This window comes from Paenibacillus sp. FA6 (genome assembly GCF_051550225.1).
Taxonomy (GTDB): Bacteria; Bacillota; Bacilli; order Paenibacillales; family Paenibacillaceae; genus Paenibacillus_AQ.
This window is the reverse complement of record NZ_CP188820.1, coordinates 508,357-524,501: the sequence shown is the minus strand read 5'-3', so window position 1 is coordinate 524,501 and position 16,145 is coordinate 508,357. Positions and strand designations below refer to the sequence as shown.

General features: G+C 41.1%; 14 protein-coding genes. 4 read left to right on the top strand and 10 right to left on the bottom strand.

Features of this window, described 5'->3' with window-relative positions; all coding sequences use genetic code 11:
- Positions 1-22: 22 nt before the first annotated feature.
- On the top strand, positions 23-256 hold the full coding sequence (locus tag ACP8HI_RS02390) for a hypothetical protein (protein ID WP_438349546.1): 234 nt from the start codon (positions 23-25) through the stop codon (positions 254-256).
- Here ACP8HI_RS02390 and ACP8HI_RS02385 read toward each other — a convergent pair.
- From ACP8HI_RS02385 to ACP8HI_RS02360, 6 genes are all read right to left on the bottom strand, one after another.
- Complete coding sequence (locus ACP8HI_RS02385; protein ID WP_438349545.1) at positions 223-948, bottom strand: HAD family hydrolase; 726 nt, start codon at positions 946-948, stop codon at positions 223-225. The genes ACP8HI_RS02390 and ACP8HI_RS02385 overlap by 34 nt on opposite strands.
- Before the next feature lie 18 nt (positions 949-966).
- Positions 967-1,452: a hypothetical protein gene (locus ACP8HI_RS02380; RefSeq protein WP_438349544.1), complete on the bottom strand. Its 486-nt coding sequence runs from the start codon at positions 1,450-1,452 to the stop codon at positions 967-969.
- A 49-nt stretch (positions 1,453-1,501) separates the two neighbouring features.
- Entirely contained in the window at positions 1,502-1,960 is a 459-nt protein-coding gene (locus ACP8HI_RS02375) for a cupin domain-containing protein (RefSeq protein WP_438349543.1), read from the bottom strand.
- Between the two features lie 303 nt (positions 1,961-2,263).
- Positions 2,264-2,875 carry a metalloregulator ArsR/SmtB family transcription factor gene (locus tag ACP8HI_RS02370; RefSeq protein WP_438349542.1) on the bottom strand — a complete coding sequence of 204 codons (612 nt, stop codon included), beginning with the start codon at positions 2,873-2,875 and terminating at the stop codon, positions 2,264-2,266.
- Positions 2,876-3,385: 510 nt separating this feature from the next.
- Positions 3,386-4,468 (bottom strand): Gfo/Idh/MocA family protein, encoded by a 1,083-nt coding sequence (locus ACP8HI_RS02365; protein WP_438349541.1) that lies wholly within the window; start codon positions 4,466-4,468, stop codon positions 3,386-3,388.
- Positions 4,469-4,499: 31 nt separating this feature from the next.
- Positions 4,500-5,735, bottom strand: a complete 1,236-nt coding sequence (locus ACP8HI_RS02360) for a metallophosphoesterase (protein ID WP_438349540.1) — start codon at positions 5,733-5,735, stop codon at positions 4,500-4,502.
- A gap of 521 nt (positions 5,736-6,256) precedes the next feature.
- On the opposite strand from ACP8HI_RS02360, the gene ACP8HI_RS02355 reads away from it, so the two are divergent.
- Genes ACP8HI_RS02355 through ACP8HI_RS02345 form a run of 3 tightly spaced genes read left to right on the top strand, consistent with a single transcriptional unit; the run spans position 6,257 to position 9,603 of the window.
- Entirely contained in the window at positions 6,257-6,964 is a 708-nt protein-coding gene (locus ACP8HI_RS02355) for a polyphosphate polymerase domain-containing protein (protein ID WP_438349539.1), read from the top strand.
- Positions 6,964-7,695: a DUF4956 domain-containing protein gene (locus tag ACP8HI_RS02350; RefSeq protein ID WP_438349538.1), complete on the top strand. Its 732-nt coding sequence runs from the start codon at positions 6,964-6,966 to the stop codon at positions 7,693-7,695. Before ACP8HI_RS02355 ends, ACP8HI_RS02350 begins: the two co-directional genes overlap by 1 nt.
- 21 nt (positions 7,696-7,716) lie before the next feature.
- Positions 7,717-9,603 (top strand): CotH kinase family protein, encoded by a 1,887-nt coding sequence (locus ACP8HI_RS02345; RefSeq protein ID WP_438349537.1) that lies wholly within the window; start codon positions 7,717-7,719, stop codon positions 9,601-9,603.
- A 174-nt stretch (positions 9,604-9,777) separates the two neighbouring features.
- On the opposite strand, the gene ACP8HI_RS02340 is transcribed toward ACP8HI_RS02345, so the two are convergent.
- From ACP8HI_RS02340 to ACP8HI_RS02325, 4 genes are all read right to left on the bottom strand, one after another.
- Entirely contained in the window at positions 9,778-10,446 is a 669-nt protein-coding gene (locus ACP8HI_RS02340; protein WP_438349536.1) for an HAD family hydrolase, read from the bottom strand.
- 503 nt (positions 10,447-10,949) lie between these two features.
- Entirely contained in the window at positions 10,950-12,500 is a 1,551-nt protein-coding gene (locus ACP8HI_RS02335; RefSeq protein ID WP_438349535.1) for a sensor domain-containing diguanylate cyclase, read from the bottom strand.
- Positions 12,501-12,533: 33 nt separating this feature from the next.
- Positions 12,534-14,360 (bottom strand): ABC transporter ATP-binding protein, encoded by a 1,827-nt coding sequence (locus ACP8HI_RS02330; protein ID WP_438349534.1) that lies wholly within the window; start codon positions 14,358-14,360, stop codon positions 12,534-12,536.
- The gene (locus ACP8HI_RS02325) at positions 14,341-16,083 is read right to left on the bottom strand and encodes an ABC transporter ATP-binding protein (RefSeq protein ID WP_438349533.1); all 1,743 of its coding nucleotides are present in this window, start codon (positions 16,081-16,083) and stop codon (positions 14,341-14,343) included. Before ACP8HI_RS02325 ends, ACP8HI_RS02330 begins: the two co-directional genes overlap by 20 nt.
- Positions 16,084-16,145 lie beyond the last annotated feature (62 nt).

Sequence of the window (16,145 nt, the reverse complement as noted above, 5' to 3'; positions counted from 1 at the left end):
AATTCCAAGGAGGAATGTACACATGTCAATAAGTAAAGCAAAGAAAATTCGACTCAAACTCGAGAAACAAGGAAAGATCAACCCAGAGCTCATGCGTGGATCTTGGATGGGAATCAATCCTGTCGTCCAAACATTGCCAACACTACAACAGAAACGCACACAACTCCATAATAAACACAAAAGGAATCCAGCCATCGAGAGCAGCGATTCCTTTTTATATGTTTATTTTAATAGAATCCGACTAATCTCTTCGTAGTTCCCTACAATATAATCGGGGATATGTTCAGACTCCGGTTGAGTATTCCGATGATTGAACCACAGCATCTTCCATCCTGCATTCATCGCTCCCACAACATCATTACGCCACGTATCTCCGATATAATAACTATGCTCCGCAGTCGTTCCCGTAACTTTATTCACATGGACGAATAACCGTGAATCAGGCTTATCAATGCCCACACCACCCGAAACAAATATATGATCCGCTGGAACCACATGATCCAATGATAACGATCTTATTTTGCCCATTTGATGTTCTAAAGGTCCATTCGTAATTAACCCAACGACAACTCCATTACTCTGTAGCTGCTTAATTAATTCAATTGCCCCCGCGAATGGCTGGATCTCAAATTGTTTCCCAAGATATTGCGCCTGGATTTCTTCTGCCTGTTCCTTATCGAGGTATATACCGAACTCTTCGAGTGCGAGAATATATCGCTGACTTCGCATTTCCTCTAGAATACTAGCACCATCTTCAGTATTCACATCTCGATTTCGCTCCGTAAGAAGATCACTGTAATATCTGACTCGATGATACACCTTTTCATAAGGGAAGTCCTCTCCCAAAGTAAGCACATGTTGTAGTGCAAATCGAAGCGGATCCAGATGGTCATAGAGCGTGTCATCCACATCAAAAAACACCCCTATAGGTGAGTCAAGTTGTCCCAATTGAGGCTTCCTCCTTACTTAATTATGTTGATCCCTCTTCTGGATCTCGTGTACACCCATGACAATAGCCACCAACTCATAACTTTCTAAATCCTTAGACTCATTAATCAGACGAAAGGCTCCTGTTTGTAACCAGCTATTTATTCTAGCAAAAGAAGCTATGAACTCACCATGACTACCCTGAATACTATATTCTTTCGAAAATGCCGGCGACGTTATCTCAAAGACTCCCCGTCTTCCAGCATCATATTCGTACTTTTTCGTGAGGAAACTCATTCGTCTGCGAAGCACGCCTAACTCTCCATCTCTTCCATCAGATATAACCCATTTATTTAATAACATACGAAACTTCCCCATACATACGATCTGTCCGTCGTTATCAAATACTTCTAATGAAGAAGTGAAGGTCGATTTCAAGTCAATCTTGCCCACCACTTCTCCACCATTATTCATTATATCTGAAACACCTGAGCTGAAAATTTTATCTTTAAAATATAATTCCAATAGTCATCGCTCCCTCGGATAATATCGAATTCCTTAGAGGATGCTCCTCTTATTTCGATGAATCTACGAGTTTGAAATCATCATAATGAAAAGCTGGAGCGACCACACAAGTAACCAATGTTGGCTCATCGCCCAATGTTCTCGTCATCTGCCATACACCAGCCGGTACTAATGCCTGAGGGACTTGTCCCTTCTCAATATCCATACCAAGAATGATCTTCTCACCCGCTTCTGGATTCTCACCCGATCCACCCAAAGTCAGTTCGATCGGACTTCCAGAATGATGTAACCATAATTCATCCGATAGCACGCCATGCCATGCAGATTCTTCACCTGGATGTAGTAGGAAATAAACGGAACTTGCAGCAGCCCTTGCACCCGAATATTGTGAACCTAAAACAGCCTTAGGAATTTCATACGACGCTTTCCAAATTTCCTTATACCAACCACCTTCAACATGCGGTTCTAGATTCAATAATTGTACCAAGGGTGATAGTTGTTTCGTCATTTAAAATTCTCTCCATTCTATTTAATGTAAGTGTTCAAAAAGTCGAATTTTTAGCACTAAAGTGGATGCTTACGATGCTGCGTTTCTTCGAAACGCTTCAGAAGATTGGATGAAGATAGGGAATGAGGAGCGGAGCGTAGGCAATACCTACGTGAGCACCTGAAATGTTTCCGAAGGAAACATACCTCGTAAGCATATGCTAGGACCGGCTGAATTCAATCTTCGATGTCGAATACGCCCCTTGATATACTTCGTGATCAAAAGATGACTTTTTGAACTACCTCTTATATTCTCTTCATCTTACTACAAGCTGTCCCATCTTGCCCACATCTCCCTTGGATTCAATTCATAAATCTCATTTTCCCTATACATGAATTGGTGCATAATGAACTCCCGACGAATCGTTGCGAAATCTTCGTGAAATGGTTTAATGAAGTGATTGATTTCCTTCTCTGTATACTTCCTACCGTTCTCTAACTGACTGACTAGATACTCAAGAACGATTAACTTCTTCTTCAATTGAGCAGGTATCTGTTTTATTTTCCCCTCTGACGTAAAAAAGTTATTTATGACTGATTCTTGTAATTTCTTATGTTGATTTTCCATAAGGTCTACGCCTCCATTATTTTCACTTGTTCTTGTATTTCGGTAGATGACATCGATAATAGCTTTTGAATTATTGTGGATGAAATAATCATTTAAAGAAAAGTAGATCGTGTTCTTATCTCTGCGTTCTTGGATCAGACTAGTTTCACGTAACTTATTAGCATGATGGGTTATAGTAGCTGGAGTAACACTAAGCTTCTCAGCTAACACTTGACCATTGCATTCACCGTCAGCAAGTATGATCAGGATCTTTATTCTAGTTGGATCTGCAAGAGCTTTATGATAGCGCACTAATTTATCAAGTTGCATCGTCTAAATACCTCATTCCATCTAATTTAGTAACCATCTAATTAGATAACAGTTAAATTAGATGATAGTAAAATAGTTTATTTTTGTCAAGCTTAAGAGAAACGCCTTGCGCCGCCCTTGGCGAAAGAGTTAGTTCCATCCCCTTCTTTGATTTTACTCCTACGGGGCTTCCACTACCTAATATCCACTACCTACTTAACAACTACCTAATATATCCGTCTACTCCAATCACCAACAGATGCATAAAGTACACTTAAATTCGGCCATATTCCCCTATCACTAAGTTTAGTTGCATAAATGGCATCTAATTACTGGAGAGTCCTCTTTTCTCACTATTCCCCCTGTTTTAACTGCCATTTCTGCAACTATATCTTCGTTACCCACCCTTTTCTTCCGAGTAAGTACCATTTCTGCAACTATTCCATCTTATTCTAGCAACCTTCATGTATGAAGCGTCTTTCCTTATGATGGAGCCTAGTGGGATGCCCTGTAATAGTTGATATATTTTTTCTACTCCAACGCCCACCGCTGACGAACAGAGTTTATCGTCTGTCCTGTTTCCACCGCTCCCTTCATTAGAATAGATAAATAATGATCCTGTGACGCTTCGGCCAAACTATAGAAAGAGGCTCCTTCACCCGCCGCATATAAACCCATTTTATAAAGACAGGTAGCGATCGCAATCTCATCGTCAGATAATCTGCCTTGAATAAATGGGTTCTGATATAGCCACTCTCCACCAAGCTGAATACCCCTGTGATAATATCCTTCCAGATTTCCGTTATGACCCATGTCTACTCTGCGAAGCTTATTATACATTGGGGTCTGGTAATCCGCTAAATAGCTCACTTCCTGATTCATGATCTCTCCTCGATCCCCCCGTACTAATATGCGGTTCTTACGAATCCAAGAAAAGTACTGATCTCCCGTAAAATCGAATACAGCGAGTCGATCTCCAAATTGTAATGTTATGAGTTCCTGAACTGAATTTTCCCGTTCTTCACTAGACGGTGGACCCTGACGGTTTGGACCTTTGATTAATGGAGATACAAATCGCTGACCAGAGATTATTGCATCTTCATATCTGATTCCAAGTAAGTGACGAATTAGACTTATTCCGTGATATCCGTGTGCCACAGATACCTGTACTTGTGATATGTCTCCAAGCTTTCCCGATCGAGCTAAAGCAATTGCCGCAGCATGCATCGGCTGGAATAGATACTGCTCTGTAATTTCAACCTTGGCACCCTTTCGGATAGTCTTGTTTAGCTGGATTAATCCTTCAATATCTGGCGCGGGAGGCGTTTCAGCTAAGACTGGAATATCCATGTTACTCAATTGAATAATCAATTGTGGATTGGCTTCCCATGTCACCGACAACACCGCAAATGAATAATCAACCTGATCGACAAATTCATCGAAAGTACTAACCGTACGAACACCCCATTGTTGTTCCATGGCTCGTGCCTTCTTCTCATCACGAATAAATATGCGACTTACTGCGAATTTCTCCGGTAGTTCCTTAGCAATACGGAGGTAGAACTCCGCTCTCCAACCCCCACCAATAATCCCAAAGATGATCTTATCCATCATTCAATTACCTCCTGCTAATTCATATAAATCCTCAATGTTGTATAACAAACTCGTCCAACTTCTCTCCAACAACATCGTAGGCCTGGAAAGTTAGGGTGTCGCCTTCGATCTTAACTCCAGCAAACATCTGTTTTTCATTTTGGAAATGGACCTGATGATAGAATTGATCTTCCTTCTTCTCGTTGAACTTTTGTCCTGCTGTATTCGGAACGACATATACAGTCCCCTCACGGTTGTTCACGATGTTACTGCCATCTCCGACGATCGTACCCTCTCGCAAAGGATATGAACGTGAATATTCATGATTATGACCTTGTAGCACAAGATCCACCTTGTATTTATCAAAGATCGATACCCAATCTTTTACTTTCCCATTCGTCTTGCCCCCATAGGGTCCTCTGTGCATAGCTACAATCTTCCAAGGTTTATCCGTATCTGCGAGATCTTGCTCTAACCACTTCGTTTGCTCTTTCATATTTGACTCCGTATTTAAGACAACAATATGTGCTGACCCGTAATCAAATGAGTAAGTTGTTCCTTCAATCGAATTCTCCGCACCGTTATCCGGTAGGTTAAAATGCGCTATATACCGATCTGCCACACCATCCACTTCATCATGATTCCCAGTGACAGGCATCAATGGCACTTGCGTTAACCACTTTGTAGCTTTTCCGAAAAAATGATCCCAGGCGAGTTCATCCTCAGGGTCTTCCGTTAAATCGCCATTATGAACGATAAACCTCGCATTCGGGAATGTCTCAAATGCTTTATTTAATGTCATTCCCCAAAGTTCGAAATCCTCTTCCGTTATACCCTGAGAATCAGCCACATTAATGAATGTAAACTCATCCAGTTCTTCCGCTTCCGTCGTAAATGTTACGGGTACACTCCACTCCTTGTCCTTCCCACTCCCAACACGATAAGAATACGTTGTTTCAGGCTCAAGCTTGCTTACCTCAGCTTTGTGAACACCTTGATCTCCATGACTATCCGTATCAATAGACGATGTTGATCCTGTAATTTCCATTACATTTTCTCCGTCGAACTTTCCTTCTGAACCCTTAACCAACTGCAACACTGAAGCTATATCTAATTTTGTTGTATACCATGTGAACGCACGACTTGTGCGCGCATCATCCTTAATCGTCATCACCAACGACTTCGGCTTCACAGTTTGTCCTGCTTTCATCCATTCTAGGCCCATAACAATGACTAAGATCACTAGAATTATCAAGCCTAACCACACGATCTCTTTTTGCAATTTCACTACGCACCTCCAAATGACTTCATGTTCATTATGACTTAATGATTTGTATATTACGATACCGTTCCATGACTCATGAAGTCAATTCGAATGGATAGAACTAATAGAGGTTGTTCAAAAAGTCACCTTTTGATCACGAAGTATATCATGAAGCTTACTCGACATCGAATATTGAATTCAGCCAGTCCTAGCATATGCTTACGAGGTATGTTTCCTTCGGAAACATTTCAGGTGCTCACGTAGGTACTGCAAGTGTAGGCTTCCGAAGTCGTTTTCTACGAAAACGTGTAGCTCCGCTCCTCACTCCCTACCTTCATCCAATCTTCTGAAGCGTTTCGAAGAAACGCAGCATCGTAAGCATCCACTTTAGTGCTGAAAACCTGACTTTTTGAACTCGCACTAATATAGTTTTGTAAATTCTACGTAAAATTTTCAGTTAACATTCAGTTTACACTCAGAGAAAAATCAGATTAGCACGCTACAATGATTTCAATGGCAACGAAGAAAAGAGGTGTGATTAAAATATGAGTCTTAAATATCGAAATGAACTTAAGTTTTTCATTAATCAGCATCAGTATCATATTATCCGTCAAAGATTAAAGAACCTAGTAGAGCAAGATGATCATGTCGGACCCAATGGCGAGTATGCCATTCGAAGTTTATATTTCGATGATATTAATAACAAAGCTTTACATGAAAAACTAGCGGGAGTTCGAGACCGCTCCAAGTATCGGATTCGAATTTACAATAATAATGATCATGTCATTCATTTCGAGAAAAAAATCAAATTTAGAGATTATATAGCTAAAATCAAAGAACCTCTCACTAGGGAAGTAGCCGATGAACTAATATCTGGTCACTATGAAGTGTTAAGTAAGTCAGACAAGCCTTTACTTATTGAACTGCATGATGAAATGAAGAACCATTTGCTACGACCTAAAGTTATTGTTGATTATGTACGAGAGCCCTTTGTATGTGTGAATGGAAATGTTCGGATTACATTTGATAAAGAACTTAGGACCGGGCTTCATTCCGTTAATATGTTCGACGCCAACCTACATTGCATAAGTGCGATTGACGACAATCTCATCATTCTAGAAGTGAAATACGATGATTATATTCCTGAGTACATCAGAATCGCTTTACAGCTTGAGGGATTAACTAGACAATCTGCTTCAAAATACGTCATGTGTCGTAAATTTCTAAAAACGAACTCTTGGGAGGATTATTAATGATGAGTGCAACAACAACTACAGCAGCAGCTGCAGCAACGACGAATGATACTACAACTAATTTTACAGACATACTAAAAAAATCGGTGACAGATAACTTTGTATCTGACATCAGCATCTCCAAAATATTGATCACGATGGCAGTTTCATTTTTAATAGGATTCTTCATATTTCTTCTTTACAAACGAGTATTCAGTGGTGTTCTATATTCTAAAAGTTTTAACGTATCCCTCATTGGGATGAGCTTGGTAACTTCTATGATCATTATCGCAATTAATTCTAACTTAGTACTATCTCTAGGTATGGTTGGCGCACTCTCCATTGTTCGCTTTAGAACACCTATTAAAGATCCTACTGATCTAATCTTCCTTTTCTGGGCTACCTCTGTCGGTATCGTATGTGGTGCTGGATTCTTCACTCTCGCAGCTATTGGTTCGATTATTATTGGCTTGGTCATGTTCCTATTTATCAAAAGGACATCTATCGAAACCCCTTATTTACTCGTAGTGAACTGTGACGGAGACGAAAGCGAACTAGCTGTTCATAAACAACTGAGTACATCCGTGAAACGATTTAACGTGAAACAAAAAACAATAACCAATGGAAACATAGAAATGACACTAGAACTTCGCCTAGATGATAAAGAAGGAAGCTTTGTCAACCAACTATCGGGAATTGCTGGAGTCAAGAATGCCGTGCTTATTAGCTACAGCGGTGACTATGTATCATAAAGATGGGATGGTGATAACAAGATGACTACAAAAACGTTGAAGCTTGTTCTATGCATCTGTTCCATCTCCATCATGATAGCCATGGTAGGATGTGAAGCAGCTGTACCTACTACAAGCATAGAAGATTCCGGAATTTCAAGTACCGCCAAAACCTCTGAGGTAGATGAGGATAGAGCTACGAAAGTATTCCCTAAAGATAAAGTCATTGATGTCAAAATCACGTTAGACGAAGAAGATTTTCAAAGTATGTTAGACAACGCTTCAGCTGAAGAAATGATGACTGCTTCTGTGGATTATAACGGGGTGCATTTAGACAATGTCGGCATACGTACAAAAGGAAACCTTAGTTTGCGAAGTGTTGTCAGTATGACGGATTCGGATCGATATAGCTTTAAGCTATCTTTTGACGAATACTTATCTAGCCAGACCCTCTTCGGGATCAGTAAAATAAACCTGAACAATAACTACAGTGACGCTAGTTATATGCGGGAATACCTGACTTATGAGCTAGCAGAAGAAATGGGACTTCCCACACCTGGATATTCATTTGTGAATATTTATGTGAACGATACACTGTGGGGATTCTATTTAGCCGTACAACAAGTAGATGAGCAATATCTTGAATCGAACTTTGGGAACTCTTATGGAGCTTTGTACAAAGGTCAAATGACAGGTACAGGAAGCGATCTCGTATGGATTGACAATAAGATAACCTCCTATACTGGACTCGCTCTGAAATCTGAATCGTCCAACAAAGATATTCTTATTGATATGTTGGACGAGCTGAATAACGGTACAGATTATGAGAAGGTTCTCAACGTAGATGATGCTTTAGGATATATAGCTCTTAATGTACTAACTAATAATACAGATAGCTATATAGGTGGTCTTAAACAAAATTATTATTTGTATGAAGATAAAGGTATTTTCTCCATTCTGCCTTGGGACTATAATATGGCCTTCGGTGGATTGGGAAGTTCTAATCTGCTGATTGATGAGCCTACACAAGGAGCCTTAGCTGAACGACCTCTCGTTGCGAAGCTGCTTGCTATTGACGTGTACAAGGATAACTATCATGAAATTCTTCAAAAAGCGACGGAAGGTTACTTGTCTACCCCTGCATTTAGCGAGCGTGTTGAAGAATTATCTGCATTGATCTCATCCTACGTTGAGAAAGATCCAAGTTCCTTCTATACGTACGATGAATATCAAAGCGGCGTCACGAAGCTCAAAACCATTAACGATTCGCAAGTCAGCAATATCAGCCAACAACTTGCTGGAACGATCGCTTCTTCAGGAGACGGTTCAGGAAGTGGTGGCGGTATGGGCGGAGGTATGGGTGGTGGCGGTCGTGGTGGTAACGGCGGCGGTCGTGATATGCCGGCTATGGCAGGAAATAACGAACAGGCTATTCCGACTGAACTCAACGCTCAGGTAGGGCAAGTCGCTCCAACCGATAAACAGGCTAATCAAGGAGATCAAGCTGCAACTGATGGACAGAATACCAATGCCCAAGGCGGATTCCCTGGTATGGGCGGTGAGTTACCAGAAGGTATGGAGGGATTTCCTGATATGGGCGGTAAGTTACCAGAAGGTATGGAGGGATTTCCTGACATGGGCGGTGAGTTACCAGAAGGTATGGAGGGATTTCCTGATATGGGCGGTAAGTTACCAGAAGGTATGGAGGGATTTCCTGACATGGGCGGTGAGTTACCCGAAGGTATGGAGGGATTTCTTGGAGGTATGGGTGGTAACCGCCCCAATGGTATAGGAGACTTTGGTGGCTTCGGTGAGCAAAACACTCAACCACAAGGTACCGTGAAAGAAGCCCTTACAGCGGGCATCGCACTGGTCGTCCTTCTCCTTTCAGGTTTGTTCATTACCTTCTACAAACGTAAAAGACTTTAAGTTCCTAACATGACGAGTTGTAGAACCCTGTCGTACTCGGATCTACGATACTTCACATAGAAAGAATAAGCACACCTTTCCGATTCCTTGCTCGGAAGATTGTGCTTATTCTTTTTCATGAACTCCTTACTCATATTACTTCCTCTTCCCCGATATGAGTGTGGAGGATAGGATCTAGAGTGAGGGGGTGAAGATATGATGGATAAGCTCTTCGAAGTCCACATCACTAAGTTGATCCGCTCTATGAAACACTGGATCGAAGTCCATAAAACTTGTGATTTCGTTCGGAGTGACCACGCAATGCATTCCCGCAGCGGCAGCAGCCCGGGCCCCATGAAGTGAATCCTCTATTGCGATAGCTTCATCAGGTTTAACTTGGAGACATTCCAATGCTTGTATATATAGTTCAGGATCAGGCTTCACATGTGTAACATGATCCGAAGTACGGATACATTCGAAGTAATCTCGAATATTTAATTGATGTAGATATTTCTCTACCCATTTCATTGATGAGCTAGAGGCCAATCCTATTCTAAGTCCAGCTTTCTTAGCTGCTTCAAGGTATTCTAGTACTCCAGGACGAATCTTCTCTTGTTCCATAAGCTTTTTATGCCGAAGATCAATAGCATTTCGGAATGAGTCGCCATCAATGGATAGCTTCTTCTCCGTGATCAAATACTCGTACGGATTAAATCCATTTAAATCCGTTCCAATACACTGGGAATACAATTCCCGTGACAGATCGACCCCATATTCCTTATATGCCTCTTGAAAAGCTACGTACCATGCCGTTTCTGTATCAATAATAGTACCATCAAAATCAAAAATGATTGCTTTTATCATCGATCGATACACCCTCTCTTGATATACTACGAATAATCTTCCCTGAACATATCATATCTTCGGAAGGTCTGCCATCTGCAGCCCATCAATCATCGCAAACAGTTACCTTCTTCCCACTCCATTCACCATTAGTTGCAGAAAGTACATTTAGATTTGGTCAATTCCCTCTAACACTAACTTTAGTTGCATAGAGTACATCTAGATTACTGAAACCCTCGCTTTTCAACGTTTCAGCCACTTTTAAGTGTACTTTTTACAACTATTTCTCGCTTTCAGCCCTTTCCCGCTAATTTAAGTGTACTTTTTGCAGCTATTCCACTGTGCGGGGTGCGGGGTGCGGGGTGCGGGGTGCTCGACTACGACACTCAACAACACATCTACTTAATCCAGCCCCAATATACGCAAAATAAGACCATCCTTATGAATGGTCTATCACGTATTCTTGTGATATCTTGATCATCTAATTCTAAGTTCTCCAGAACCATTAAGTGAGGAACATCTTACTACATTTCATCATCGGAGTAGACTGTTGTTCGATTTCTACCCTCGTTCTTCGATTGGTATAGGGCTGCATCTGCCATTTCAACCAGCTTCTGAGGGCTTTCTATATTATCACAAGAGAACGCTATCCCAATGGATATCGTAATAACTTGACCGTTAAATATTTCTGATGTTTCGAGTTTTTTCCGTAACTTCTCTGCAAGATTGACAGCATCTTGTTTTCCACCGAATTTAACTAGAATCCCAAATTCCTCACCACCATAACGGAAGCTTAAGTCCTCAGCAGAAGCCACGGCTTCTAGTTGAGATGCAACATATCTTAGAGCCTCATCTCCTCTAGTATGTCCAAATTCATCATTGATAAGTTTGAAATAATCCAGATCTATAAGGATTAGACTGAACGCTATTTGTTCATCGAACCATTCTTGGATGGTTCGGTCAAACGTTTTTCGATTGGATAGGCCTGTCAAACTATCCGTTTGAATTTCTGCGTTCAGCAAGTCTAAATATTTATCCATACTTTTATGGAGTTGCCTCACATCATAAATAAATGAGTTAACCTTGGGTAGAGATGGGGGGTTCGCTTTTTGAGAGTCAAGGGCATCTTCTGAAAATTTGACCAAGATATTCAACGGCTTTGATATGTAGCTGGAAACGCGCAAAGCAATGATTAGAATAATAAAGAACAGTGGAATATTCTTTTGCAGCATATTCCTTATCAAATCCCATTTGGGCTTATCCAGTACAGAGATGGGTGTTTGGGATACGACCCCCCATCCACTAATGGGTTCATATGCATACCCTGCAAAGAAAGTTGTGCCCATTGAATTGGTAACCTGATCTGAGCCATTTCTGCCCGATATCACTTTATTGACCACCGCATTATCTATCACAATTTCATTTACTCTACCTTCTTCAGGATGATATAATATCCGTCCTTCCGAATCAACCACGTAGACATACGATCCATTCCCATAGTAATGTTCACCTAACATTCGGCTTAGTACATTGTCGTCTTGAAGGTATATCGTTCCCCCAGCAAGGCCGATATAACTCCCTTTATCATTATATATTGGAGCGGAGATCAATAGGATGAGCCTTCCAGTCGCCCCAACATAGGGCTCAGAAATATTCGACTTTCTGTACATAGTAGCTTGAAGAGATGCATCTGATGTTATGAGTGCTCCAGCAACAAGTCCGGTGTTTCCCGGACTAACAAACTTAATTATTCGGCTTGTATCCGCTATGATGATGGAGTTGAAATACTGTTCATTCCCCTTAAACAACATGTCTAATTCTTTCTGTGAGAAGGATTCATCGCCTGCAATATCAGCAATGGACATCATATTATTCTGTAACACATTTAATAAATCATTCGTATTGGACGCTAGTTTCTTAGCGTATCCATAGTTATTCTCCAAATAGTTCGAGGATAACGATCTCACATTCCCTGATATTGCTAAATATCCACCAATAATAGCGGTTAAGAGTACAGATCCTATCACTAGCATACTTAGAATAGTTCGAAGCTTAAACCCTTTGGATTTTCTCATGGACTGACCTCACTTTGTGACACAAATACATAATTAAGCCAAATATAAACTGTTGTAAAAACCATCTTGCTTGAGTAACTCTTCATGCGTTCCCCGCTCGATGAGGTGTCCATCCTTCAGTACTAGTATCTGATCCGCTTTGCGAATAGTATTCAATCGATGTGCGATAACGAAGCTAGTTCGCCCCTCCATCAATCGTTGCAGCCCTTCTTGTATCTTAATCTCTGTCACTGTATCTATACTACTAGTTGCCTCATCTAAGATCAGAATCGAAGGGTCAGCGAGCATGGCTCTTGCAATTGCAATTAATTGCTTCTGTCCCTGACTAATACCAGCACCTCCATGCTTAAGAAGCTTATCATAACCACCATTCATCCGCTCTATAAAGAAGTGAGCATTAGCCAATCTTGCTGCCATTTCAACTTCCTCATCACTTGCAGTAAGCTTCCCATAACGAATATTATCACGAATCGACCCTTCAAATAGGAATGAATCCTGTAGTACAAACCCCATATGAGAACGCAAGTTCTCACGATGGATTGTCCTAATATCATGTCCGTCTATTGCAATTTCCCCATGATCTATCTCATAGAATCTAGCAAGTAACTGAATGAGCGAAGTCTTTCCCGCTCCTGTCGGTCCAACCAATGCGATCATCTCGCCCGGCGAAACCTCAAAGCTCACGTCACTCAACGTAGCAATTCCTTCATCATAAGCAAATGATACATTAGAAAAGCTAACGGCACCTTTCACTTCATCTAATAGGATTCCCTTTGACTCATCCTTTTCTTCATCTTCCTCGTCAAGAATCTCGAACACGCGCTCTGCCCCTGCAATCGCAGACAGCATTGTGTTCCATTGATTCGCCAAGTCATTCAGCGGTCTTGTGAACTGTCTCGCATACTCTACGAATATGACGATCACACCAATCGATATCTCCCCCCGTATAGCAAGTATTCCACCTACTCCGGCGATCAGTGCAAAGCTTAAATTATTGAGACTATTCATTAGCTTCGGAATAAATCCTGATATCGTCTGCGCCCAGAATCCCGATTGTCTGATCATCTCATTATGTTGACTCATTTGATTCATAACTCTTTGCTCTTGGGAGAAGGCTTTAATGATACGTTGACCAGAAAGCGTCTCCTCAACGTATCCATTCAATTCCCCTAAATTCCGTTGTTGTTCCTTGAATAAAGGACCTGTTCGCCGTGTAATAGCACGCATCCCAAATGCCATTAATGGTACGACCAAGAAAGTCAGCAATGTCAACAGTGGGCTAAGAAATAACATAACAATGATTGTTCCTACTAATGTCAGTATACTTGAGAAGATTTGAATGACTGAACTATTCAGTGTGGAGCTAACATTATCGATATCATTGGTAAATCGACTCATCAATTCTCCATGTTGCCGCTTACTAAAAAACGGTATTGATAAACGGTGTAAATGATGGAAAAGATCCAGTCTCATGCGATATACCGTTTCTTGTGCAATACGTATCATCCAAATATTCTGAAGCCAAAGCGTGAGCGAATGTAGCATATAAACCACGCCAAGAGCGACAAGAAAGTACAGCCACGCCGTATCCGCAGGTCGTTCAATGAATGTGTCAATGGCCACTCCGATCATAAAAGGACCAAGTAACGCCAATCCTGAACTAAGAAATACCATCGTTAGTACGAGTACTAACTTACCTTTGCGTTGCGACAAATAGATCCATAATCTTTTTAATGTTCCTGATAAATCCTTTGCTTTAGGTTTGATCCGCTTTCCAGAATCGGAGGCTCCAACCCCTTTGGGCTTGGGGTTCGCCAGTGGCCTAGCATAACGGAATGGTTCACTTAACTCCTTCCACATGACGTACACCTCCTTCTTCAAATTGTGATTTATAGATATCCTGATAAAGAACAGAATCTGCAAGTAATTCTTCGTGGCTTCCCTGCGCAATTAATTGCCCATTGTCTAACAACAGGATAAGATCAGCCTGACGAGTTGAGCTAATCTTCTGTGTAATCAGAAAAGTCGTACATGACACGTCCCTAAGGGCTCCAAGTAAGGCTACTTCTGTTCTTACATCTAGCGCACTAGTGCTATCATCCAACAACAATATCTTGGGTTTACGTACCAACGATCGAGCAATCGTCAACCGCTGTTTCTGTCCACCTGAGAGATTGATCCCTTTTTGTCCAAGCATTGTGTCGTATCCCAAGGGAAGTTTAATAATACTATCATGTATTTGGGCTAACTTCGCAGCATCCATAATTTCTTCTTGTGTTGCATCCGGCTTACCCCAAGCAATATTATCATGTATCGTACCTGAGAAGAGCATGATGTCCTGCGGAACGTAACCAACAGCATCCCTTAAATACTCGACTTCAAGCGAATGTATATCCTTCCCGTCGATTGTAATAATCCCTTCATCCCGCTCATAAAGCCTAAGAATTAGACTGACTAATGAGGATTTCCCTGAACCAGTCATCCCCATAATAGCAGTAGTAGTTCCTGCTTTTGCCTTGAATGAAATGTTGTGAAGTACAGGAGACTTCGTTTCAGGGTACTTAAATGTCACAGAATCAAATTCCACGCTTCCGTAGATACTGTGCGTAGTGTCCTCGCCATCATGTTCATCTGCAAGATCATTCTTTGTTTCAAGCACCTCAGCAATCCGTCCCGCCGAGGCTCTCGCTCTTGAGATATTAACGACAATCATGGAAAAGACAGATAAAGCCCCTGTTGTCCGTATCGAATAGTTGATGATAGCAACTACTTCTCCAATCGTAGCATCTCCTGTATGGATCTCAATCTGTCCGAACCATAGTACGGCCAGAATGACAGCATTCATAATCAATAAAACAGAAGGCATTGTTAGTTCTGTTAGCCCTAAAACTGAAATGGTACGTTCCATCAATTCCTTGCTTGTCCGTGCAAAGCGTTCTGATTCATACCTCATGCGTCCAAATACTCTAATTAATCTCATACCGATCAAATTTTCTTGAATCACCCGATTAACATCGTCAAGTTTAGCTTGAACCGTTTGAAATAAACTCCCGGCTTTTTTCAGCATCCACAATAAAAATATAAGCAGGAATGGTACAGTAAGCGTTAACAAAATTGCCAACTTTGCATACACAATAAATGCCATCACTACGCTACCAATAACAAGTAATGGTGCTCGCATCATAATTCGGAGACCCATGAATACCGTGTTCTGGAGCTGTGTGACATCATTGGTCAGCCGAGTAATTAATGATGAAGAAGCAAAACGATCAAACACCGACAAACTAAATGATTGCACTGTTGCATACAGCCTATCCCTTAGATCATAGGCGAAGCCTTGGCTCACATGGGAAGCAAAGAATGAACTTAATATGCCCGAACCCAAAGCAACAAGGGAAAATCCTGCCAAGATCCCCCCCCACATCAATACTACGGAGATTTCTCCTTGTCTGATTCCATCGTCAATCATTTTAGCAATAATAAAAGGTTGCATAAGTTCAACCATTAGCTCAATTAACATCATTAATAGGGCCGCAAAAGCAGATATTCGATATTTCTTCAAAAAAGATATACATGTGTGCATACATAGTACCTCCGCTTTTTCGTACCTTACAATAAATATAAGGTTCATCCCTTAAACGAATA